Annotated in this window: 14 protein-coding genes and 1 pseudogene; 12 read left to right on the forward strand and 3 right to left on the reverse strand. The window is 71.9% G+C overall.

The genetic code is table 11. The features are described from left to right. Positions 1–10: 10 nt before the first annotated feature. From KKZ08_RS23095 to KKZ08_RS23125, 7 genes and pseudogenes are all read left to right on the forward strand, one after another. Complete coding sequence (locus KKZ08_RS23095) at positions 11–2,080, forward strand: serine/threonine-protein kinase (protein WP_223776256.1); 2,070 nt, start codon at positions 11–13, stop codon at positions 2,078–2,080. 128 nt (positions 2,081–2,208) lie between these two features. Continuing rightward, a pseudogene (locus KKZ08_RS23100) lies at positions 2,209–4,731 on the forward strand (protein kinase). 185 nt (positions 4,732–4,916) lie between these two features. Further along, a complete protein-coding gene (locus tag KKZ08_RS23105; RefSeq protein ID WP_263303405.1) occupies positions 4,917–6,431 on the forward strand; it encodes a serine/threonine-protein kinase in 1,515 nt (504 codons plus the stop codon). 123 nt (positions 6,432–6,554) lie between these two features. Next, positions 6,555–8,114, forward strand: coding sequence for a serine/threonine-protein kinase (locus KKZ08_RS23110; protein ID WP_223776258.1), 1,560 nt, complete (start codon positions 6,555–6,557; stop codon positions 8,112–8,114). 123 nt (positions 8,115–8,237) lie between these two features. After that, entirely contained in the window at positions 8,238–9,887 is a 1,650-nt protein-coding gene (locus tag KKZ08_RS23115; protein ID WP_223776259.1) for a serine/threonine-protein kinase, read from the forward strand. Between the two features lie 143 nt (positions 9,888–10,030). Further along, positions 10,031–11,647: a succinic semialdehyde dehydrogenase gene (locus KKZ08_RS23120; RefSeq protein WP_223776260.1), complete on the forward strand. Its 1,617-nt coding sequence runs from the start codon at positions 10,031–10,033 to the stop codon at positions 11,645–11,647. 75 nt (positions 11,648–11,722) lie between these two features. Continuing rightward, positions 11,723–13,546 (forward strand): GMC family oxidoreductase, encoded by a 1,824-nt coding sequence (locus KKZ08_RS23125; protein ID WP_223776261.1) that lies wholly within the window; start codon positions 11,723–11,725, stop codon positions 13,544–13,546. Positions 13,547–13,672: 126 nt separating this feature from the next. On the opposite strand, the gene KKZ08_RS23130 is transcribed toward KKZ08_RS23125, so the two are convergent. Continuing rightward, on the reverse strand, positions 13,673–14,770 hold the full coding sequence (locus KKZ08_RS23130) for an LAETG motif-containing sortase-dependent surface protein (protein WP_223776262.1): 1,098 nt from the start codon (positions 14,768–14,770) through the stop codon (positions 13,673–13,675). A 260-nt stretch (positions 14,771–15,030) separates the two neighbouring features. On the opposite strand from KKZ08_RS23130, the gene KKZ08_RS23135 reads away from it, so the two are divergent. The 3 genes from KKZ08_RS23135 to KKZ08_RS23145 all read left to right on the forward strand — a co-directional run bounded on the left by KKZ08_RS23135 (position 15,031) and on the right by KKZ08_RS23145 (position 17,214). Beyond that, on the forward strand, positions 15,031–15,396 hold the full coding sequence (locus KKZ08_RS23135; protein ID WP_223776263.1) for a hypothetical protein: 366 nt from the start codon (positions 15,031–15,033) through the stop codon (positions 15,394–15,396). A gap of 110 nt (positions 15,397–15,506) precedes the next feature. Further along, positions 15,507–16,355, forward strand: a complete 849-nt coding sequence (locus KKZ08_RS23140; protein ID WP_223776264.1) for a hypothetical protein — start codon at positions 15,507–15,509, stop codon at positions 16,353–16,355. 148 nt (positions 16,356–16,503) lie between these two features. Next, complete coding sequence (locus KKZ08_RS23145; RefSeq protein WP_223776265.1) at positions 16,504–17,214, forward strand: hypothetical protein; 711 nt, start codon at positions 16,504–16,506, stop codon at positions 17,212–17,214. A 734-nt stretch (positions 17,215–17,948) separates the two neighbouring features. On the opposite strand, the gene KKZ08_RS23150 is transcribed toward KKZ08_RS23145, so the two are convergent. Further along, positions 17,949–18,257 carry a chorismate mutase gene (locus KKZ08_RS23150; protein WP_223776266.1) on the reverse strand — a complete coding sequence of 103 codons (309 nt, stop codon included), beginning with the start codon at positions 18,255–18,257 and terminating at the stop codon, positions 17,949–17,951. Positions 18,258–18,738: 481 nt separating this feature from the next. On the opposite strand from KKZ08_RS23150, the gene guaA reads away from it, so the two are divergent. Next, positions 18,739–20,325 (forward strand): glutamine-hydrolyzing GMP synthase, encoded by a 1,587-nt coding sequence (guaA, locus tag KKZ08_RS23155; RefSeq protein WP_223776267.1) that lies wholly within the window; start codon positions 18,739–18,741, stop codon positions 20,323–20,325. Positions 20,326–20,507: 182 nt separating this feature from the next. Here guaA and KKZ08_RS23160 read toward each other — a convergent pair whose 3' ends face one another. After that, positions 20,508–20,987 carry a pyridoxamine 5'-phosphate oxidase family protein gene (locus KKZ08_RS23160; RefSeq protein ID WP_223776268.1) on the reverse strand — a complete coding sequence of 160 codons (480 nt, stop codon included), beginning with the start codon at positions 20,985–20,987 and terminating at the stop codon, positions 20,508–20,510. Positions 20,988–21,156: 169 nt separating this feature from the next. Between KKZ08_RS23160 and KKZ08_RS23165 the strand changes: the two genes are divergently transcribed. After that, positions 21,157–21,942, forward strand: coding sequence for a class II aldolase/adducin family protein (locus KKZ08_RS23165; RefSeq protein ID WP_223776269.1), 786 nt, complete (start codon positions 21,157–21,159; stop codon positions 21,940–21,942). The last annotated feature ends 156 nt before the right edge of the window (positions 21,943–22,098 follow it).

Below are 22,098 nucleotides of genomic sequence, written 5' to 3' on the forward strand. Positions count from 1 at the left end.
GAGGGGACGCATGTCGGACGCGGAGCAGACGGGTGAGGCCCGTCGGGACAAGAGCGAACGTCTCCTCGCCGGCCGGTACCGGCTGGGAGAGGTGCTCGGCCGCGGCGGCATGGGCACCGTGTGGCGCGCCAAGGACGAGACGCTGGGCCGTACGGTCGCGGTGAAGGAGCTGCGGTTCCCGACGAGCATCGACGAGGACGAGAAGCGGCGGCTCATCACACGGACGCTGCGCGAGGCCAAGGCGATCGCGCGGATCCGCAACACCAGCGCCGTGACGGTCTACGACGTCGTCGACGAGGACGACCGGCCGTGGATCGTGATGGAGCTGGTCGAGGGCAAGTCCCTCGCGGAGGCGATCCGCGAGGACGGCGTGCTCACGCCGAGGCGGGCGGCCGAGGTCGGCCTCGCCATCCTCGACGTGCTGCGGTCCGCGCACCGCGAGGGGATCCTGCACCGCGACGTGAAGCCGTCGAACGTGCTGATCGCCGAGGACGGCCGGGTCGTGCTCACGGACTTCGGCATCGCCCAGGTCGAGGGCGACCCGTCCATCACGTCGACGGGCATGCTCGTCGGCGCGCCCTCGTACATCTCCCCGGAGCGGGCGCGCGGGCACAAGCCGGGCCCGGCGGCCGACCTGTGGTCGCTGGGCGGCCTGCTGTACGCGGCGGTGGAGGGCGTCCCTCCGTACGACAAGGGCTCGGCCATCGCGACCCTGACGGCGGTGATGACCGAGGACGTCGACAAGCCCAAGAACGCGGGGCCGTTGGAGCCGGTCATCTACGGCCTGCTCGCCAAGGACCCCCAGCAGCGGCTCGACGACGCCGGGGCGCGGGCGCTCCTGAGGGACGTCATCCACGCGCCGGAGACCAGGGCGGAGCCGGAACCGGTCGAGGCGACCAAGGTCGTGCCGCTGCCTCCGGCGCCGCCGCAGCCGGCGAAGACCAGCAGGCTGTCCAAGCCGCCCAAGGCGCCCAAGGCTTCCGGGCCGGGCATGCCGGCGAGGCTGACGAAGAAGGCGGGCGCGGCCGCCGGTGCCGCCGGTGCGTCCGCCGCCTCCGGGTCCGTCGCCGGGCGCAAGGGCGAGGAGGCCGCCGATCGGCTGAAGGGTGCGCTGCGGTCGGTCCGCAAGGCCGCCGCGTCGGCCACGGGGGCCGGTGCTGCGGGCGCCGCGGGCTCGGGTTCTGGTCCTGTGGCCTCCGGCGTGGCCGGGCACAGGAGCGGTGCCGCCGTGCCGCAGGCGCCGAGCGCGCCGCCGCGGACGGCGCCCCGGGTGCCGCCCAAGGCGTCGCTCACCGATGTGGTGCCGCGCCGGACGCTGGTCATCGTCTCCGTGGTGGCCGTACTCGCCGTGCTGGGCACGGTGTTGGCTTTCGCGCTGTCGAACGGCGGTGACGGCGGCTCCGCCCAGGGCGGCAAGGGCGGCGACAAGGCCGCGTCCAGCGGGGCGTCCGGGGGCGGGGACCAGCGCGAGGACGGCAAGGACACCGGCAAGGAGACGGGCGGCAGCTCCGGTTCCGGTGCCGGCTCCGAGGGCGACAAGGGGCAGGGCCAGGGCCAGGGCAAGGACCCGGGCAAGGACGACGAGGCGGACTCGGACGAGGGCGAGGGGCACGACCCCAGCCAGGACGACGGCAAGAAGCCGGGTGACGGCGCGGCGTCGACGTACGAGCACGACCAGGGTTTCAAGATCGGGCTGCCGAAGGGGTGGAAGTACCAGTCCACGGGCAGGGCGGGCGCGCGGTTCACCGGGCCCAACAGCCAGAAGCTGCTGATCGGTTGGACGACCACGCCCAAGGACAACCCGGTGAGCGACTGGAAGAACCAGGAGAACTACATGGTCCGGTCGCAGTACGACCGGATAAGGATCGAGAAGGTGGACTTCCGCGGGTGGAACACCGCCGACTGGGAGTTCACCTACGTGGACGGCGGCACGAAGTACCGTTCCGTCGACCGCGGCTTCGTCGTCAACGGCGGGCTCGGTTACGGAATGATGTACACCGCCAAGGCCGATGACTGGAAGGGCGAGCAGCGGCGGGCCGCGTGGCGGACCTTCACGAGGACGTTCCAGCCGAAGTCGTGAGCTGAGATCTCGTATCCCCTCATTGCGGTTCGCCCACGGCACGTATCGTGAATGCTTGCGGTCCGTACACAGCCGTAACGAGCCGCAAGTCGAACGGAATTGACCACCGGGCGGACGGGGGAGGCATCGTGGACGACTATGCGGGACGGGTGCTCGCCGACCGCTACCGCCTGCCGCTGCCTCCCTCGGACGAGTACGAGCTCGCCGAAGCCCGTGCCTTCGACACCTACAGCGGGCAGGAAGTCCTGGTCAGGCAGGTGCCGTTGCCCGAAGTCGTCGAGGCGGAGGTGCTCGACGAGGACGACCTGCCCGAGGGCTTCGTGCCTCGGGCGGGCGCACGTCCGGGAGGGGCCGGAGCGCGGCGGGCCTCGGCGCGCACGACGCGCAGGCCCACGGATCCGGCCGTGCGGCGCGCGATGGAGGCGGCGCAGACGGCCGCGCAGATTCCGGACCATCCGCGGCTCGACCAGGTGTTCGACGTGTTCGCCGAGGGTGGTTCGCTGTGGATAGTCAGCGAGTTGGTGGCGGCGAGGCCGCTGGCGGCACTCCTCGCGGACCGGCCGCTCAGCCCGTACCGGGCGGCGGAGGTCGCGGCGGACGTCCTGGCGGCGCTGCGCGTGCTGCACGCGCACGGCTGGGTGCACCGGAACATCACCGCGCGCACGGTGCTGATCTGCGACGACGGCCGCGTGATGCTGACGGGACTCGCGGCCGGCGCGGCCGAGGAGGCCCTGTGCGGGTACGACCCCCGGCCCGTGGAGGCGGGGGAGGCCACCGGTTCGGCGGGGTCGGTCGGGAACGTGGCCGCGTTTGAGGGCGCCTCGGAGGTGGGGTACGAGGACCGAGGGATGCCGCTTGAGCCCGCTCCGGAGGCGTACGAAGAGGTCGAGCGGGGCGGGGAGTTCGCGGGGTACTCGCGGGACGGCGGTGCTTCGCGGGCCGCGGTGCGGCGGGCCGGCCAGGCCGTGGACGCGGCGGAGGCGGCCGAAGCCGAGGGCTCCGCTCGGGGCGAGGCGCGGGCCGCGCGCGGCGGGTCCATCGCGGCGTATCGCGCGGGGCCGCGCGGGCCTCGGCCCGGGTCGAGGAGCCGCCGCCCGGGCGGACGCGGGTGGCACCGGGCCTGGTTCCGCGGGCGTGCCGGGCCCTCGGGGCGGTGATACGCAGCCCGGGACGGCCGGACGGATCTCGGACCCCTATGGAGTCGGCGACACGAAGCCCTGGCACGGCGCGGTTCCGCGCGGCGGCGGTCAGCGGGGCGCGGTGGAGGGCGCCGAGCGCCGTGGGCCCGGCGGGCGGGGCGTTGGCGGACCCTACGAGTCGCGCTCACCCTACGAGTCCGGTGTGCAGCAGGGGTCCTGCGGACCTCATGAGCCCCGCTCACCCCATGAGCCCGGTGTGCAGCAGGGGTCCCGCGCGCCCCATGAGCCCCGCTCACCCTACGAGCCCGGCGCACAGCAAGGACCCCGTGCACCCCATGAGCGCCGCTCACCCTACGAGCCCGGCCAGCAGCAACGGGCCCCTGTACCCCACCAGCCCCGTGCTCCCCACCAGCCTCAGCCACCCCACGCACCACACGAGCCCCCCAACCGCCACCAGCCCCCCGCGCCCACCCCCGCCAGCGCCCGCGAGAAGCGCGCTGCGTGGGACGTGGCCGACGGTGAGGCGGGAGGGCCGCGTGGGCCCGGCACCGCTCTGGCCGCCGAGCGGGCCCGGCACGCGCGCATGGTGGTCGTCGGGGCCGTCACCGAACGGTGGGCCCCCGAGCAGGCCGGGCCCGTGCACGAGAACTGGCAGCTCGCCGCGCCGATCGGCCCCGCCACCGACCTGTGGGCCCTCGGGGCGCTGCTCTTCCGCGCCGTGCAGGGACACGCGCCCTACCCCGAGGACAGCACCGCTGAACTCGTGCAGCTCGTGTGCGCCGAGCCGCCCGCCTTCGCCGAGGAGTGCGGCCCGCTGCGGCCCGTCGTCGAGTCCCTGCTGCGTCAGGACCCCACCGACCGGCTCGACTTCGAGGAGCTGAGCGGCTGGCTCCGCTCCCTGGTGCGCTCGGCCCCGGAGCCGGAGGCCGGGGCACATGTCGTGCCGGTGCCGCCGTACGACGCAGGACGACTGCCCGTCGTACGCCGTCGCGGCGAGGTCGTGCGCAGGCGCCGCGCCGCCGTGCCCGCCACCACCGGGGGCCACGGCCGCCAGGCCGGGGCGGCATCGCGGGCGCCGCGCCGCCGAGCCGGCCCGAGGCGAAGCGGGCGCCGACGAGAGGCTCCAACGACCCCAGTTCGCAGGAAGCCCGGACCGACGTCGGGCTTCGCGCAGCGTCGCCGTGGTGGCCGGGGCGCGGACACACGGTGGGCTAACGGTTCAGCGACCCCGAAGGCTACCAGCGTGAGCACGAGCGCGAGCTCCAGCCGTTCCGCGACTCCTCCTGGGCCACCTCCAGCGGCATGCGCCGCATCGACGTGGGCGGGCGGGCCATGGCGGAGGGGCAGTTCACCTGGCAGGACGGGGAGGGCCGCGAGGTCTATGTGCGCAACCTCGCGATGATCGTCGGCGGGAAGTACCACGTGGTGCAGGTGCGGGGACCCGAGGCCGAGCGGGACGAAGTGACACGGCTGTTCGAGCAGGCGTCGAAGACGTACCAGGTCACTGACTAGCCCACGCCGGTACATGCACGGCATGCGTCACATTGAGGTCTCCGTAGGCCCCCTGTGGTTCCGCGCGCGCTCCCCTCTCCTTAACCTGGGCCCTGTCAAGACCATTGCGGGGGAACGTGAATCAGAGCCAGGGCCTGCTCCTCGCGGGCCGCTACCGACTCGGGGAGTCCATCGGCCGCGGTGGCATGGGCCGGGTGTGGCGTGCCCGGGACGAGGTGCTGCACCGTGCCGTCGCCGTCAAGGAGCTGACGGCCGCGCAGTACGTGCAGGAGGCCGACCGCGCGATCCTCCTCGCGCGTACGCACGCCGAGGCGCGGGCCGCCGCCCGGATCAACCACCCCGCCGTGGTCACCGTCCATGACGTCCTGGAGTACGACGACCGGCCCTGGATCGTGATGGAGCTGGTGGAGGGCTGTTCGCTGGCCGACGCCGTCAAGGAGCAGGGCCGCGTCGACGCGGTCGAGGCCGCCCGCATCGGCCTGTGGACGCTCAAGGCCCTGCGCGCCGCGCACGCCGCCGGGGTGCTGCACCGCGACGTCAAGCCCGGCAACGTACTCCTGGCGGAGGACCGGCGGGTCCTGCTCACCGACTTCGGGATCGCGGCGATCGAGGGGGACTCGACGATCACGCGGACCGGGGAAGTCGTCGGTTCCGTGGACTACTTGGCGCCCGAGCGGGTCAGCGGCGCCAACCCCGGCCCCGCGTCCGACCTGTGGGCGCTCGGCGCGACGCTGTACACGGCGGTCGAGGGCAACTCGCCGTTCCGGCGCACGTCGCCGATCGGCACCATGCAGGCCGTGGTCACCGAGGAGCCCGCGCCGCCCGGGCACGCGGGGGTCCTCGCGCCCGTCATCAGCGCCCTCCTGCGCAAGGATCCGACGGCCAGGCCCGGCGCCGAGGAGGCCGAGCGAATGCTCGCCGAGGCGGCGGAGGGCAGGCGGCCGAACACGGCGCGGCCCTACGCGCCGACGCGGACGCACGCCACGGGCAGTAAGCCTCCACGCCGCGACGCGATGCCGCCACCGTGGCCGAGGGGCCGCGGCCGCCCCCACGGTGCCCGGCGGGCACCCTCCCGACCCGCCCGCCCGGCCGGGAGGCGCCGCCGCAGGCTCGCCGTGGTCGCGCTCACCGTCGCGGCGGCGCTGCTCGGCGGCGGCGGTGTCTTCGGCTATCTGCACGTCACCGGAGGCGGCGGCCAGGAGCGGTCCACGGCAGGCCGTGACGCGGCCGAGAGCGTGGGCGGCATCCCCGCGGACTGGCGGCGGGTGAAGGACCCGGGCGGCTTCAGCCTCATGCTGCCCAAGGGCTGGAAGCGCCAGATGGACGGCAACCAGATCGACTACACCCCCGACGGCGGCCGCCGCTTCCTGCGCATCGGCGTCGACAGGGACCCGCAGTACGAGACCTCGTACCTGCACCTGTTGGCGCTGGAGAAGACCCTGCGGCTCCCGGACTACCGGCGGCTGCACCTCAACTCCAACACCTTCCGCGACCGGCCGGGCGCGCTCTGGGAGTTCAGCTGGCGGGCCGGGGCGAACGACACCACGAGGGGTCCGCGCCGCGCCATCGAACAGACGTATCTCAGCCGTGATGGCGTGGAGTACGCCATCTACATGTCGGCCCCCGCCGACGACTGGGACACCGCCCGCGAGCAGTTCGACGCGATGCTGCTGGGATGGCGGGAGGGGCACAAGGGCTGAGCGCCCGCGTCCGCCCCCGAGGCGCGTGGTGCGCCCCCGGCGCGCCCGGCCAGTGCGGCCGGAACCCGCCAGCCGCCGGGTGACACGCATTCCGTTCGCACACGTGTGGGGCATGATGGCCGCATGGGGAGCCTGGGTGACCACGCAGGTGGGAGCAGCGCCCGTGTGATCGCGGGCCGTTACCGCCTGGAGGCGCGGCTCGGCAGGGGCGGCATGGGGGTCGTGTGGCGGGCCACCGATCTGCTGCTCGCGCGCCAGGTCGCCGTCAAGGAACTGGAGCGGGACGAGTCGCTCTCCGACACCGAGGCCACCCAGGCGCGCGAGCGGACCCTGCGTGAGGCGCGGGCGGTGGCGCAGCTGCGGCATCCGCACATCGTCGTCGTCCACGACGTCGTCGTACAGGACGAACAGCCCTACATAGTGATGGAGTTGATCGAGGGCGGCTCCCTCGCGGGGCAGATCGCGCGGGCCGGACCGCTGGACGCGCAGGCGGTCGCGCGGATGGGCATCAACCTCCTCGGCGCCCTGAGTACGGCCCACGAGGCGGGCATCCTGCACCGGGACCTCAAGCCCGCCAACGTACTCGTGGAGCGGGCCACCGGCCGTGTCGTCCTCACCGACTTCGGGATCGCGCAGGTCAGCGGGGCGACGACGCTCACGGAGGTGGGGTCGTTCGTGGGCTCGCCCGAGTACACCGCGCCCGAGCGCATCGCGGGGGAGCGGACCGGACCGGAGTCGGACCTGTGGTCGCTCGGCGCGCTGCTCGTCACCGCGCTGGCCGGTGAGTCGCCCTTCCGCAGGGACTCCATCGGCGGTGTCCTGCACGCCGTGGTCTACGAGGAGATACGCCCGCCGGACAGCGCGGCGCCGCTCCTCCCGGTCGTCCTCGGCCTCCTGGAGCGCGACCCGCGGCGACGCCTCGACGCGGCGGGGGCGGAGCGGCTGCTGCGGGCGTACGTCGACACCGGGCACATGCCCGCGCGGCCGGTGCACGGCAGGCCGGGCGCCGGGCTCCCGGAGCCGGCGCCGCGCGGCCGTCAGGGGCGGGTCATGCTGATCGCCGGGGCGCTGGCGGCGGCCGTGGCGGGGGCCGGGGTCTCGGCCGCCGCGCTGCTGCTCGGCCGGGACGGGGACGGCGGTACGCCGGCGAACTCGGCCTTGCCCTCCACCTCCGTCAGCGGCCCGACGCCCACCGTGACGGTCACCCAGAGCACCCGTACGCCCCGGCCGCCCGCCCCTCAGCCGCCCGACGGCTACCGCCTGGCGAAGGACCCGGAGGGCTTCACGATCGCCGTGCCGAAGGGCTTCACGCGCCAGAGCGAGGGCCCCCGCGTCTTCTACGTCTCGCCGAGCGGCACCTACCGCATCGGCATCAAGGAGTCCGCCCGGGAGCCCGGCGGCCCGCTCGCCGCGCAGCGCCGCGCGGATGCCGAGGGGCCGCGGACCAACCCGGGTTACCGCGGCGGCGAGATCACCCAGACCACGCGCAACGGCCGCCCGGCCGCCCTCCTGGAGTTCACGTGGGACGGTTTCGAGGAACCGGCCGGCGAGCGGCACACGTACGACCTGTGCTGGGAGGAGGGCGGCCGGATGTACGACGTGTGGGTCTCGGGACCGGCGGCGGAGGCGGATCAGACGCGGAAGTACTTCGACACGGCGGTGGACACGTTCGTACGCCGGTGACCAGGCACGTACGCGGGCGACTGGACACGTACGTGGACGGTGTCCCGTCGCGTGCATCACCCAGGTCACAAGTGGGGGGGGCTGGCTGGAAACGGAGGTGCCCGGCAGGGTAGGCATGGGGGCATGAGTCATGACGGGGGAGCCTCCTACGGCCCGTACGAGCCCACGAGTTTCGGCTTGCAGCAGCCGCGGCAGCCTGGTGTTCCGGGGCAGCCCAATCCGTACGCGCAGCCCCACCCCGCCCCTCACCCCGCCCCTCACCCCGCCCCAGACCCCGGCGCCGGGCGGCTGATCGCGGGCCGCTACCGGCTGCTCGCCAAGCTCGGCCACGGCGGCATGGGCACCGTGTGGCGCGCCAGGGACGAGACGGTGGACCGCGAGGTCGCCGTGAAGGAGCCGCGCCTGCCCGACCACCTGCCCGAGCGCGAGCGCGCCAACGCCTTCGAGCGGATGCGCCGCGAGGCACGCGCCGCCGCCCGCCTGGACCACCCCGCGGTGGTCGACGTCCATGACGTGGCGGTCGAGGACGGGCAGCCGTGGATCGTCATGGAGCTGGTGCAGGGCCGCTCGCTCGGCGCCGCGCTCCAGGAGGGCACGCTGGACGCCCGTGACGCCGCGCGCATCGGCCTGGAGGTCCTGAACGCCCTGGACGCCGCGCACCAGGCGGGCATCCTGCACCGTGACGTGAAGCCGGACAACGTCATGCTCGGCAGGCACGACCGGGTCATCCTCACCGACTTCGGCATAGCCCAGATCGAGGGCGAGACCAACCTGACCGACACCGGCGGCTTCGTCGGCTCGCCCGAATTCATCGCCCCGGAGCGGGTCCTCGGGCAGCGGCCAGGACCGGCCTCCGACCTCTGGTCGCTGGGCGTCGTGCTGTACGCGGCGACGGAGGGCGTCTCGCCGTTCCGCCGCAGCAACACCCCGGCGACGCTCCAGTCGGTGCTCAACGCGACGCCCGCCGCGCCCGCCTCGGCCTCGGGACCGCTCGCCCGCGCCATCAACGGCCTGCTGGCCAAGGACCCCGCGCAGCGCCCGGACGCCGCGCGGGTCCGCGCCCTCCTGGAGGAAGCGGCCAAGCCGCCGCAGCCCGCGCCGACGCAGGTCGTCACGGTCGCGGGCGGCGGCGACGGACGTAACGGCAAGGGCGTCTTCCTGAGCCGCAAGGCGCTGGCCGTCATAGCCGGAGTGGTCGTCGCGGCGGTGGCGGCGGGCGTGCTGGTGGCCGTGAACCCCTTCGAAGGCGCGTCGCAGGCGGAGGGCTGGAAGAAGCACAAGGCGGCAGTGGTCGCCGCCACCGTCTCCGCGCCGGCGCACTACGTGGAGAGCAAGCCGGAACCGACCGACACGAACGAGAGCTGGATCCGCTACGACGACCCGAGCGGCGCCATCTTCATCACGCTCGACCGCGCCGAGAAGACCGACACGTCCCAGGACATCGCCGGGTCCTCGGCGGCCCAGGCGTACGCCGACATGGAGAAGTTCAAGGAGAGCGGCGAGTCGTTGTTCAGCGACATGGACAGCGATCCCGCGCCGGACGGGAAGACCAAGGAGACCAAGTTCAAGGACCGGGCCGCCGCCGTGAACACGGTCACGTACACCGACTCGCAGACCGAGCTGCCGCACGAGGCCAAGATCTTCTACTACCGGACCAGGTCGGGCGACATGTACCGGCTGTGGATCGACTACCCGGGCAAGGGCGACTTCACGGCCCGCGGCCGCGAGGTCGCGGAGACCGCCATCGCGGAGCTGGAGATCGACAAGCTCTGAAAAGGCCCCAGGAGGGGTGCGGGCCGTGACAACGCCCTGATCAGCGGCTTTGCCGCCAGCAATCACTGGCGCCGTGCGAGTGGCCCGTGAAGCCCGTTACCGATGGGTACCCAAAACCCTGACGTGGGCCTACTCTCACGAGCATGACGGACTCGCAGGCCACCGCAGCGCCCCTCGGAACCAACCCGACCGCCCCGGCCCCCGAAGGCGCGCGTACCGCCGCCGACGTGGTCACGCCCGAGCTGATAGCCCAGCTCACCCGTGACGTCATCGGGTCGCGGCGCACGGCCAACCACACGCCGCTCACCGGCGAGAAGCTGGCCGACCTGCCCGAGTCCACCCCCGAGGACGTGGCCACCGCCTTCCAGCGGGCCCGCACCGCCCAGATCGCCTGGGCCCGCACCCCGGTGCGGCAGCGCGCGGCCGTCCTGCTCCGCTTCCACGACCTGGTGCTCCAGCGCCAGGCCGAGGTGCTCGACCTGATCCAGCTGGAGACCGGCAAGGCCCGCCTCCACGCCCACGAGGAGATCCAGGCCGTCGCGGTCGCCGCCCGGCACTACGGCCGCAAGGCCCCCTCGTACCTGAGCCCCAAGCGGCACACCGGCGTCGTCCCGACGCTCACCAAGGTCACCGAGAACCGCCAGCCGCGCGGCGTCGTCGGGCAGATCGCCCCCTGGAACTACCCGCTCGAACTCTCCATCGGCGACGCGCTGCCCGCCCTCGTCGCGGGCAACGCCCTCGTGATGAAGCCGGACACGGAGACCTGCCTGACCGCCCTGTGGGCCCGTGACCTGATCATCGAGGCGGGGCTGCCGTCCGAGGTCTTCCAGGTCGTCCTCGGTGAGGGCCCGGTCGTCGGCCCCGAGGTCGTCAGGCACGCCGACTACGTCTCCTTCACCGGCTCCACCCGCACCGGCCGCGCGGTCGCGCAGGGCGCCGCTGCCCGCCTGGTCGGCGTCTCGCTCGAACTCGGCGGCAAGAACGCCATGCTGGTCCTGCACGACGCCGACGTCGACAAGGCCGCCGCAGGCGCGGTGCGCGCCTGCTTCTCCTCCGCGGGCCAGCTGTGCATATCCATCGAGCGGCTGTACGTCCACGAGTCGATCGCCGACCGGTTCCTGGAGCGCTTCGCCGAGCGGACGAAGGCGATGCGGCTCGGCACGTCCCTCACGTACGGCGCCGACATGGGCTCGCTCGTCGGCGAACGGCAGCTGGAGACCGTGACCCGGCACGTCGAGGAGGCCGTCGCCAAGGGCGCCACGCTGGTCGCGGGCGGCGTCGCACGCCCCGACATAGGCCCGTACTTCTTCGAGCCGACCATATTGGACGGAGTCGAGGCGCCCATGGCGGTCTGCACCGAGGAGACCTTCGGCCCGGTCGTCTCCGTCTACCGTTTCACGGACGAGAACGAGGCGATCGAGCTGGCCAACTCCACGTCGTACGGCCTGAACTCCTCGGTCTGGACGAAGGACGGCCGCCGCGGCCGCGAGATCGCCGCCCGCCTGCGCACCGGCACGGTCAACGTCAACGAGGGCTACGCGCCCGCCTACGGCAGCGTGCAGTCCCCGATGGGCGGCATGAAGGACTCGGGCCTCGGCCGCCGACACGGCTCCGAGGGCATCCTCAAGTTCACCGAGGCCCAGACCGTCGCCCAGCAGCGGCTGGTGCCGCTGGCCCCCTCCTTCGGCCTGGACGACGAGAAGTACGCGGCGTTCATGACCACGAGCCTGAAGGTCATGAAGGCGTTCCGACTGCGTTAGCAGCGTCCCGTAAGGGGCGCGGGGAACTGCACGAGCAACCACAGACGGCCGCGGGCAATTTGACGAGGAGAGTCGATGTCACAGGAGAGCTCTGCCCGGATCCAGGCGGGCGACGACGAGTACGACTACGACGTAGTCATCGTGGGCAGCGGCTTCGGCGGCGCCGTGTCCGCGCTGCGCCTGACGGAGAAGGGCTACCGCGTCGGCGTGCTCGAAGCCGGGCGGCGCTTCACGCGGGCGACGCTGCCCAAGAACTCCTGGGACCTGAAGAACTACCTCTGGGCCCCGGCGCTCGGCCTGTTCGGCATCCAGCGCATACACCTGCTGGGCAACGTGATGGTCCTCGCGGGCGCCGGAGTCGGCGGCGGCTCACTGAACTACGCCAACACGCTCTACGTACCGCCCGCCCCGTTCTTCGAAGACCCGCAGTGGAAGGACATCACGGACTGGCAGGACGAGCTGCGCCCCTACTACGAGCAGGCCAAGCGCATGCTCGGCGTGCGGCTCAACCCGACGACGACGCCCTCCGACGTCCACCTGAAGGCGACCGCCGAGGCCATGGGCGTCGGCGACACCTTCCACATGGCGCCCGTCGGCGTCTTCTTCGGCGACAAGGACGACGCGGACGGTACGGCGACGACGCGGCCCGGCGGCGAGGTCCCCGACCCCTACTTCGGCGGCGCGGGACCGGCGCGGCGGGCCTGCACCGAGTGCGGCGAGTGCATGACCGGCTGCCGGCACGGCGCGAAGAACACCCTCAACGAGAACTACCTCCACCTCGCGGAGAAGGCGGGCGCGGTCATCCACCCGATGACCTCCGTCGTCACCCTCACCGAGGACTCGCGCGGCGGCTTCGCCGTCGGGACGCTGCCGACCGACGCCAAGCGCAAGGGCAAGGGGCGTACGTTCCGCGCCCGCAAGGTCGTCGTCGCCGCCGGTACGTACGGCACGCAGACACTCCTGCACCGCATGAAGGACAGCGGCCTGCTGCCCCGCGTCTCCCCGCGCCTCGGCACGCTGACCCGCACCAACTCCGAGGCGCTCGTGGGCGCCCAGACCACCGACCGCCGCTACCGCAAGCGGCACGGCGCGAAGCGGGTCGACTTCACCCGGGGCGTCGCCATCACCTCGTCGATCCACCCGAACGCGAACACGCACATCGAGCCCGTCCGCTACGGCAAGAAGTCCAACGCCATGGGCAGCCTGACGGTGCTCCAGGTCCCGTACAGCGTGCGGGGCGGCAAGGCGCGGGTCACCGGCTGGCTCGGCAACGTGGCCCGCCACCCCTCGCTCCTGTTCCGTTCGCTCTCCAACCGGCGCTGGTCGGAGCGGACCATCATCGGCCTGGTCATGCAGTCGCTCGACAACTCCCTGACCACGTACCGCAAGGAGAAGGGCCTCGGGAAGGGCCTGCTCACCGCCCGCCAGGGCCACGGCGCGCCGAACCCCGACCAGATCCCCGAGGCCACGCGCGCGGCGACGCTCCTGGCCCAGGAGATCAACGGCTTCGCGGGTTCGAACATAGGCGAGCTGATGGGCACTCCGCTGACCGCCCACTTCCTCGGCGGCTGCCCCATCGGCGACTCGGCGGAGACCGGCGTCATCGATCCCTACCACCGGCTCTACGGCCACCCGGGCATCTCGGTGGTCGACGGCGCCGCGGTCTCCGCGAACCTCGGCGTGAACCCGTCCCTGACGATAACCGCGCAGGCCGAGCGGGCGATGTCGTTCTGGCCCAACAAGGGTGGCGAGGACCCGCGTCCGGCGCAGGGCCGGCCGTACGAGCGGCTCGCGGCCGTGGAGCCGAAGACCCCGGCGGTCCCGGCGGACGCCTTCGGCGCGCTGAAGCTGCCGTTCCTGGGGATGCCGGCGATGCCGTCGGCGGCGCCCGAGCAGTAGCGGTACTGATAGCGGCACTTGATGCACCTATAGCGGAACTTGATACACGTAAGGACCTGCGCCCCCCTCCGAGCGCAGGTCCTTCCGCGTGATCAGGTGCCGCTGTGACTTACGCGGCTGTGCCGCCTACGCGGCGGTGTCGGCCTTGCGGCGACGTACGACGAACACCGCGCCCGCGCCGATGACCACGGCGGCGCCGCCGACGAGGCCGATGGCCGGCAGTGCCGAGCTGGAACCGGTCTCGGCGAGGCTGCCGTTCACCGGCCCGTTGGCGGTGCCCTGCGGCTGCGGCGCGGCGGTCGCGGTCGCGGACGGCGTCGCCGAGGGCCGCACGGTCGGCGTCAGGGTCGGCTTCGGCTTCGGTGTGCCCGGGTGCTCGGCCTGGTCACCGGGCCTGCGGATGGTCAGCGGCTGGTTCGCGAAGGAGTTGCGCGTGCAGTCCAGCTCGGAGTCCACGTAATCGCCGAGGCCGATCGCGTAGCCCTTGCCGGCCGGGGCCTTGGCGTCGACTTTGAGCCGCAGTTCGATGTCGGCCGTCTCCTCGGTGCCGAGCTCGATGACGTCGAAGGCGAGGCCGCCGCCCCCGCCCCTGGTCGACTTCCAGGTCTCGGTCTCGGGGTCGAGGTACTGGAGGGTGGCGTACTTCCGCAGCCGGCTCTGCCCGTCGGCGGTCTTCGACCTGCCGTTCACGAACATGGTCCACTCGACCTCGCCGAGCGGCTCGTCGGTGGGGTTGGTGGCGGACAGCTCGAACGGGTGCCAGCCGCTGCCCGCGACGATCTTCTCGGGCAGGCCCGAGAGCTCGATCTCCAGCACGGAGTCGGGGTCCTGCACGTCGCCGCCCTCGACCTTGCACGGGGCCGGCTTCCTCTCGCCCTCGTCCTCGTCCTCCGCGGTCCCGCCCGGCTCACCCGGTTCCCCCGGCTTCGTCGGCTTCTCGACCGGAAGCTTCGGCTTCGGCAGGGGAGCCTTCTTGGTCGGCTTGTGCGTCGGCTTGTGCGTCGGGTCCTGCGTGTCCCGCGTCGGGTCCTGTGTCGGGGCAGGGGGCTGCTTGGGCGCGTCGGTGGTCGTGTTCGTGGGAGCGGGGGCCTCGCCCTGCCCGGCCGGCGCGCCCACCGAGAAGGCGGATCCGCCGGTGGCGGACGCGGCCGGTGCGGCCAGGAGCGCCAGCGGCGCTACGACAGCCGTGGCGGCCGCTGCTGCCATGGCACGGCGAAGCTTCATGAGACCTCATAAAGTCCGGCGCGCCGCCCGGTCGGCAGCGCGGAAAGGGAAGTTCCCGCGGCGGGACCGCGGATGTGTCTGTTGTTACTTCATGCATGACCTGTGATCCCTGTGAATGGTTGTCCTTGCTTTCACAGAATTCTTATGTGGTGTGGATCACATGGGTTGTGTCCCTGTGGCGGGGTGCCGTAGAACTGCCCCCGCCCGAGGGGGCGATGGGGATACGGGGAACCACAGGGAGACACGGGGAGGGAAGAGCGTTGGCCATACCCGACGAGGTGTGGAAGCAGTTCGAGAAGGACAGTGAGCGGGACATCCGCTCGACGGCGCCGAAGGAGCCGTCCGCGCGGGCCCGCATGGTGGCCGAAAGGCTGCGGCGCCTCGACGAGGAGGCCGCGCGCCAAGAGGCCGAACGCATGGGGCGGTTGCGCCGTCGGCGCGCGAGGCGTGACGCCGAGCCCGTGCGGTGGCGGCCCGACGACTGGCGCGCGGCGCCCACGGGGCCGCGCCGCGACCCGCGCTCCGAGCGCCGCCGCCGGGTGTGGAGCGTCGTGATAGTGATCGGCGGCATGGCGCTGGCGATCGTGCTGCTCAGTCCGTTCCGGTTCTGGCTCGCGGGCTGGTGAGGGGGAGCGGCTGTTGGGGGGGGCCGGGGGAAGGGGGGAACCGGAAACGATCTTCTTCCGTCGTAGAAGGGTGGGTCCTCGGCCGGACCGGGAACGATGGGGGAGAGAACGTGAAGTCAGCTGTGTCGCGTGTCGTGGTGGCCGTGTCGGTCGTGGCCGCCCTCGGGGCGACCGCGGCCTGTGGCGGAAGCGGCGACGGCGGCGAGAAGTCGGCGAAGCCGGGCGCGGGTTCCGCGAAGGGCGGTGGCGGCGCTGCCACCCGGCTGGAGAAGGCGGCCCTCGTCGCGGGTGACGTCAAGGGCTACAGGGTGGAGAAGCCGGTGGCTCGCGACGCCTCCTCCGGTTCCGCGGGCGTGGAGCCTTCGAAGGCCCCGAAGGCTCCGGAGGCGGCCAGGAAGACCGACCCCGCCGTGTGCGCTCCGCTCGCCGCGCTCCTCGGCCCCGACACCGGCACCGGCCCTGGCGCCGCCAACTCCCCGAAGGCGAAGGCCCACGTCGGCCGCATCCTGACCGGCGCCGACGGCAAGGACCTCACGACGACCGACGTCAGGCTGGCCGCCTATGCCGAGGCCGATGCGGAGCGCGTCATGGCCGGCCTGCGCGCGGCGTCGAAGTCGAAGAAGTGCGCCACCTTCCGCGTCGGCGGCCACCGCTACTTCGGGGTCAGGCCGCTGTCCGCGCCGGGCAAGCCGCAGACACCGGACAAGAAGGGGGACGAGGCGGTCTCGTACAAACTCGCCCACCCCAAGGGCGAGTACGTGGCCCGGCAGACAGTCACGGTCGTGCGCGACGGCGGCACACTCGCGGTCTTCGACGCGTCGAACCTGTATGACCCCGCCGGTGTCCAGGAGGACAAGGAGGCCGAGCGGAACGGCATGGAGGGCATCGGCACGCCCAAGGCGGACGAGGACCCGAAGGTGGCGGCCGCGATCGTCGAGGCGCAGCTCCGCAAGCTCTGATTTCACACGCGTTTCACACGCGTCCCGTACAACCTTTTCGGTGGTTCCTGATCGTTACGCAAATCGCTGGCAAAGTTGGCGAGTTTGCCGCTTTCATTTCGCCTCGGCGCGGGTCTGTCCCCGCGCCGTGCGAATGAAGGTAGGAAACGTGAAGTCATCTGTGTCTCGGGCCGTCGTGGCCGCGTCCGTCACGGTCGCGCTGGGCCTGACGGCAGCGTGCGGGAGTGACGACGACGGCAAGAAGCCGTCGGAACCGGCCAAGTCCGCGCAGGACTCGAAGCCGTCCGCCACGAAGGCGGCCGCGCTGTCCGCAGCCGACCTGGAGAAGGCGGTGCTGGCCAAGGGCGACCTCAAGGGCTACAAGATCGAGAAGCTGTCCGCCGCGGACATGCCCGCACAGACCGTGGCCGCCGCCCCGGCGACCTGCCAGCCGCTCGCGGACATGTTCATGTTCGCCACCGACCCGGCGTCGAAGGCCCGCCTCGGCCGGACCATGACCGGTCCCGACGAACTGGACGCCACGATCATCACGCTCGCGCTGCTCGCCCATGAGCAGGACGACGCGGAGAAGGTCATGGACGGTCTCCGCACGGCCACGCAGAAGTGCAAGGCGTACGAGCACGCCGGCTCCAAGTACCGCGAGGTCGCGGCGCTGACCGCCCCGAAGGCGGGCGACGAGGCGGTCTCGTACAAGGTCGTGGGTCTCATCGAGGGCCAGAAGACGCCGATGAGCTTCACGGTGGTGCGCAGCGGTTCGACGCTTGCCGCCTTCTACTCGATCAACCTGCTCAAGCCGAAGGAGTTCGGCGTGCCGGAGAAGATCGTCGAGGCGCAGGTCGCCAAGGTCGAGAAGCTGTAGGCCACGAGTCGCCGCCTGCGAGAGCCTGTAAGAGCGAAGGGCCCCGCGGGACGGATCCGCGGGGCCCTTCGCTGTCGGCACCGACGTCAGGGCGGCGTCGATGCCTCGGGGCGGCGCCGGGGGGAGTGCGCCGCAGTTCGAGGCGCCGGTGGCCGCCCCGGCGCACTGAGGGCGCGCGCGTGGTATCGACCAATGGCAGTGAGGCGATGGACGGGCCCTGCGGCTCGCCCTCCCAGGCATCGTGCTCGATGGGTTCTCGGGGACGCAACCATTTCGACGCATCTATTTCGACCCCATCTATAGCGATCTATAGCGATAAGGGTCGGGTGGCCGGACGGTGGATTCCGGACAGGGCCGGAGCTCTGGGATCGGGGCGGCACCGCGGCAGAGGCGCGAGGGAAGCGGGCTGCGGGGTGGGGCCGGGGGAGGGGTTGCGGCGCTCTTCGAGGTCCGTCGGGACGGAGGCCGGTCGGCCCCGGGCGTCCCCGGAGCCGACCGTTCTCTTGGGTGACCGGGCTGCTGTCCCCTGCCGTCCGGTCACATCACTGGAGCGAGGTCCCACGGCGTACGACATGATCCGTACGCCTCATCGCTCCAGCGGAGCCACGCGTGGTTCTTACGGCCCGCCCCTGGCTGGCACGGACATCGGGACCAACGAAGCCCGGCCGGAACCGGTCACGCGCCGTACGGGTGAGAAGCGATCCGAACTCAGGTCCGGTCCGCAGAACGCCTGCTCAGACACGGCCGCGGCTCAGCTCCAGGAGCGTCATCGCGAGTGTCGTGCCGGGCTTGCCGAGCGCGTCCCTGTAGTGGGCGAGGATCTCCATCTCCCGGGAGAGGTTCACGCGGCGCCCGCCCGAGGTGATCCGGGCCTCCTGGATCACGGCCGAGACGGCCATCCGTTCCTGGACGAGGCCGATGATCCGGTCGTCGAGCGCGTCGATCCGCTCGCGGGCGTTCTCGATCACACCGGCGGCTTCGGGGGTGCGGGCGCCGGTCTTCTCGGCGGGGGTGGTGGCGGTGGCAGTGGCGGTGGCGGTCATGTGGGGCTCCAGGTGATTGTCGGGTTCGGGGTTCGGGGTTCGGGTTTCGGGTTCCTGAGGTGGCGGTGATTCCCGTGATCCGTTGATCCGTTGATCCGTTGACGGATGAGGTGCCCCGGAGCGACAAGGCCCGGAAATGACAGAACGCCCCGGGCCTTGTCGGCCCGGGGCGCCTGGGAAGTCGCTTGTCAGTGGATCAAGCAGCTCGACCATGGCAGCCGGCGGGCCGGTTGCCATAGGTAAAGAGGAAGGCGAGGTGCTTGTTCACGGGGCCAGTATGCCCCCACGCCCGTGGGCCGGGTCAATCCGTTCGGCGGGCGGCTCGGATATTGAGACGGCTGTCCAGACAGTGCTCACCGGGGGCAAGGTCCGTCGGATGCGACGAGGAAGGCCACGTCGAGCCCGGTAGAATCGACAAAACAGACCCCCTGCACACGCACTGAGCCTCTCGCTCATCGCTCAACGCCGGAAGGCCGCCGCCGTGCCATCAGCGCCCCACGCTGCCGCCGCTCCCGACACCGTTCTGGTCGTCGACTTCGGAGCGCAGTACGCCCAGCTCATCGCCCGTCGCGTCCGTGAGGCACGGGTCTACAGCGAGATCGTGCCGAGCACGATGCCCGTCTCCGAGATGCTCGCCAAGAAGCCCGCGGCGATAATCCTCTCCGGCGGCCCGTCTTCGGTGTACGCGGAGCACGCGCCCACCCTGGACCGCGCCCTCTTCGAGGCCGGTGTCCCCGTCTTCGGCATGTGCTATGGCTTCCAGCTGATGGCGGCCACCCTCGGCGGCACCGTCGACAACACCGGCGCGCGCGAGTACGGCCGTACGCCGCTCGCCGTCTCCAAGGCCGGCTCCACCCTCTTCGAGGGGACGCCCACCGAGCAGTCCGTGTGGATGTCGCACGGCGACGCGTGCAGCGCGGCGCCCGAGGGCTTCACGGTCACCGCGTCCACGGACGTCGTGCCGGTCGCCGCCTTCGAGGACGACGAGAAGAAGCTGTACGGCGTGCAGTACCACCCCGAGGTGATGCACTCCACGCACGGCCAGCAGGTCCTGGAGCACTTCCTCTACCGCGGCGCCGGCCTCAAGCCGGACTGGACGACCGGCAACGTCATCGACGAGCAGGTCGCCGCGATCCGCGAGCAGGTCGGCACCAAGCGCGCGATCTGCGGCCTGTCCGGCGGTGTGGACTCCGCCGTCGCCGCCGCCCTCGTGCAGAAGGCCATCGGCTCGCAGCTGACCTGCGTGTACGTCGACCACGGCCTGATGCGCAAGGACGAGACCGAACAGGTCGAGAAGGACTTCGTCGCCGCGACCGGCGTGCAGCTGAAGGTCGTCGACGCCCAGGAGCGGTTCCTCGCCGCGCTCGCCGGGGTCTCCGACCCCGAGGAGAAGCGGAAGATCATCGGCCGCGAGTTCATCCGGGTCTTCGAGCAGGCCCAGGCGGAGATCATCGCCGAGGCCCCCGGCGACCAGCCGGTCGAGTTCCTGGTCCAGGGCACGCTCTACCCCGACGTGGTCGAGTCCGGCGGCGGCACCGGCACGGCGAACATCAAGTCCCACCACAACGTGGGTGGCCTCCCCGAGGACCTCGAGTTCAAGCTCATCGAGCCGCTGCGCAAGCTGTTCAAGGACGAGGTCCGGATGGTCGGCGCCGAGCTCGGCCTGCCGGACGAGATCGTCCAGCGCCAGCCGTTCCCGGGCCCCGGCCTCGGTATCCGCATCGTCGGTGAGGTCACCAAGGAACGCCTCGACCTGCTGCGCGAGGCCGACGCCATCGCCCGTGAGGAACTGACGAAGGCCGGTCTCGACCGCGACATCTGGCAGTGCCCGGTCGTGCTGCTGGCGGACGTCCGCAGCGTCGGCGTCCAGGGCGACGGCCGCACCTACGGCCACCCGATCGTGCTGCGCCCCGTCTCGTCCGAGGACGCCATGACGGCCGACTGGACGCGCATGCCGTACGACGTCCTCGCCAAGATCTCGACCCGCATCACGAACGAGGTCGCCGACGTGAACCGCGTGGTCCTCGACGTCACGTCGAAGCCGCCGGGGACCATCGAGTGGGAGTGACCTCCCGCATGCCCTGAACGGCGCCGTCCGCCTCCCCCGAGGCAGACGGCGCCGTTCGCTGCTTTGCGGGGTGTGCGGTGCGGGGAGTGCGGTGCGGGGTGTGCGGGGGTCTTCGGGGTGCGGCGTTGGTCGGGGTGCGGGAAGCCGCCGGCTGGGAGGCCGCCGGGCGGGAGGTCGCCGGGTCAGGTCCGGCGTGTCGTCCGCAGCGGCGCGCCCGGCTTCCACAGCTGCACCGCCAGGTACTTCCCGTCCTCGATGTACGTGCGGACCACCTCCGTCAGTTCGGTGCGGAAGAGATGGAACGCCGTCGGATCCGGCGGATTGACCGCGTCCGCATACCGCGCGACGACCTGCGGGTCCCGCACCTCGACCGCCCGGCCCGCGATACGGACGTCGCCTTCCGCCATCTCCGGATCGGACCCCGGATTCGACTGGAGCGCGAAGCGCGGGTCCCGGCGCAGGTCCAGCGCCTTGCGGGAGCCGGGCATCATGCCCAACCACAACTCCCCTGACAGAAAACGGACTTCGAGCCCGCTGGTACGCGGCGACCCGTCCTTGCGCAACGTGGCGAGGACATGGTGCGTGAACGCCCCGAAGCGCTTCTCGACGATCTCGGCGAGTCCGGGCTCCGCCGCGGCGAAGGCTTCCCAGTTGTACGACATGCATCGAGTGTGGCGCCGATACCAGACATCTCCTGTCGCCTTTGCTCGCCCCACTCTCCGGGGCTTCCACGCTCCCGCGCTCCCGTCCCTCCCACCGGGCGGCGCCCCCCTGTTCACCTGCACGTACCACCGGTACCTTCCGCCTCGTACAGCCAGGGATGGAGGACACATGCAGGCGCCCACACCGATACCCGTCGAACGGTTGCAGTTCGCGATGCCGCCCGCGCACGACTCGCCGGCGGACGAACGGCGGTACCGGAAGGAGCGCCTCGCCGGAGCGCTGCGGATCTTCGGGCGGCTCGGGTACGAGGACGGGGTCTCCGGGCACATCACCGCGCGGGACCCGGAGCACAGGGACTGCTTCTGGGTGAACCCCTTCGGGATGCCCTTCAAGCACATCACCGTCAGCGACCTCGTCCTCGCCAACGCCGAAGGGCAGGTGGTCGAAGGGCGGTATCACGTCAACCAGGCCGCCTTCACCGTGCACGCCCAGGCGCACCTGGCCAGGCCCGACGTCGTCGCCGTCGCCCACTGCCATTCGCTGCACGGGCGCGCTCTCTCCACCCTCGGTGAACTCCTCGACCCGATCACCCAGGAGGCCTGTGCCTTCTACGAGAGTCACGCCCTGTACGACGGTTACACGGGCGTCGTCGTGGACACCGAGGAGGGGCACCGGATCGCGACCGCGCTCGGCGGCCACAAGGCGGTGATCCTGCGCAACCACGGCCTGCTCACCGTGGGGGACTCCGTCGACGCCGCGGCCTGGTGGTTCCTCTCCATGGAGCGCTCCTGCCAGGTCCAGTTGAGCGCACGGGCCGCGGGCCGCCCGGTGATGATCGGCCACAAGCAGGCGGTGCGGACCCGCGAGCAACTCGGCAGTGACCTGGTCGCGTGGATCAACTACCAGTCGCTGTGGCAGGACATCAGCCGCAGCGAACCGGACCTGCTGGCCTGAGCCACCGGCCGGCCTCCTCGGCCACCCCGTCAACGCGCGTGTGGCCCATTCACCCCCGCTGACCTGACCCGTGGGATTCGTTCGCCTTTCAGTGCGGCACAATTCCCCTTCTCTGCAAGGAAGTTCACGACAGGCCTCACAGGCTTCGAGGCTGGG

It is taken from the genome of Streptomyces sp. 135 (assembly GCF_020026305.1).
Classification (GTDB): domain Bacteria; phylum Actinomycetota; class Actinomycetes; order Streptomycetales; family Streptomycetaceae; genus Streptomyces.

Bases quoted from the DNA above. Each gene is read 5' to 3' on its own strand.
- KKZ08_RS23130 (WP_223776262.1), bottom strand. From the start codon at position 14,770: ATGAAGCTTCGCCGTGCCATGGCAGCAGCGGCCGCCACGGCTGTCGTA.
- KKZ08_RS23125 (WP_223776261.1), top strand. From the start codon at position 11,723: ATGTCACAGGAGAGCTCTGCCCGGATCCAGGCGGGCGACGACGAGTAC.
- KKZ08_RS23165 (WP_223776269.1), top strand. From the start codon at position 21,157: ATGCAGGCGCCCACACCGATACCCGTCGAACGGTTGCAGTTCGCGATG.
- KKZ08_RS23095 (WP_223776256.1), top strand. From the start codon at position 11: ATGTCGGACGCGGAGCAGACGGGTGAGGCCCGTCGGGACAAGAGCGAA.
- KKZ08_RS23105 (WP_263303405.1), top strand. From the start codon at position 4,917: ATGGGCCGGGTGTGGCGTGCCCGGGACGAGGTGCTGCACCGTGCCGTC.
- KKZ08_RS23120 (WP_223776260.1), top strand. From the start codon at position 10,031: ATGACGGACTCGCAGGCCACCGCAGCGCCCCTCGGAACCAACCCGACC.
- KKZ08_RS23160 (WP_223776268.1), bottom strand. From the start codon at position 20,987: ATGTCGTACAACTGGGAAGCCTTCGCCGCGGCGGAGCCCGGACTCGCC.
- KKZ08_RS23150 (WP_223776266.1), bottom strand. From the start codon at position 18,257: ATGACCGCCACCGCCACTGCCACCGCCACCACCCCCGCCGAGAAGACC.
- KKZ08_RS23110 (WP_223776258.1), top strand. From the start codon at position 6,555: ATGGGGAGCCTGGGTGACCACGCAGGTGGGAGCAGCGCCCGTGTGATC.
- KKZ08_RS23115 (WP_223776259.1), top strand. From the start codon at position 8,238: ATGAGTCATGACGGGGGAGCCTCCTACGGCCCGTACGAGCCCACGAGT.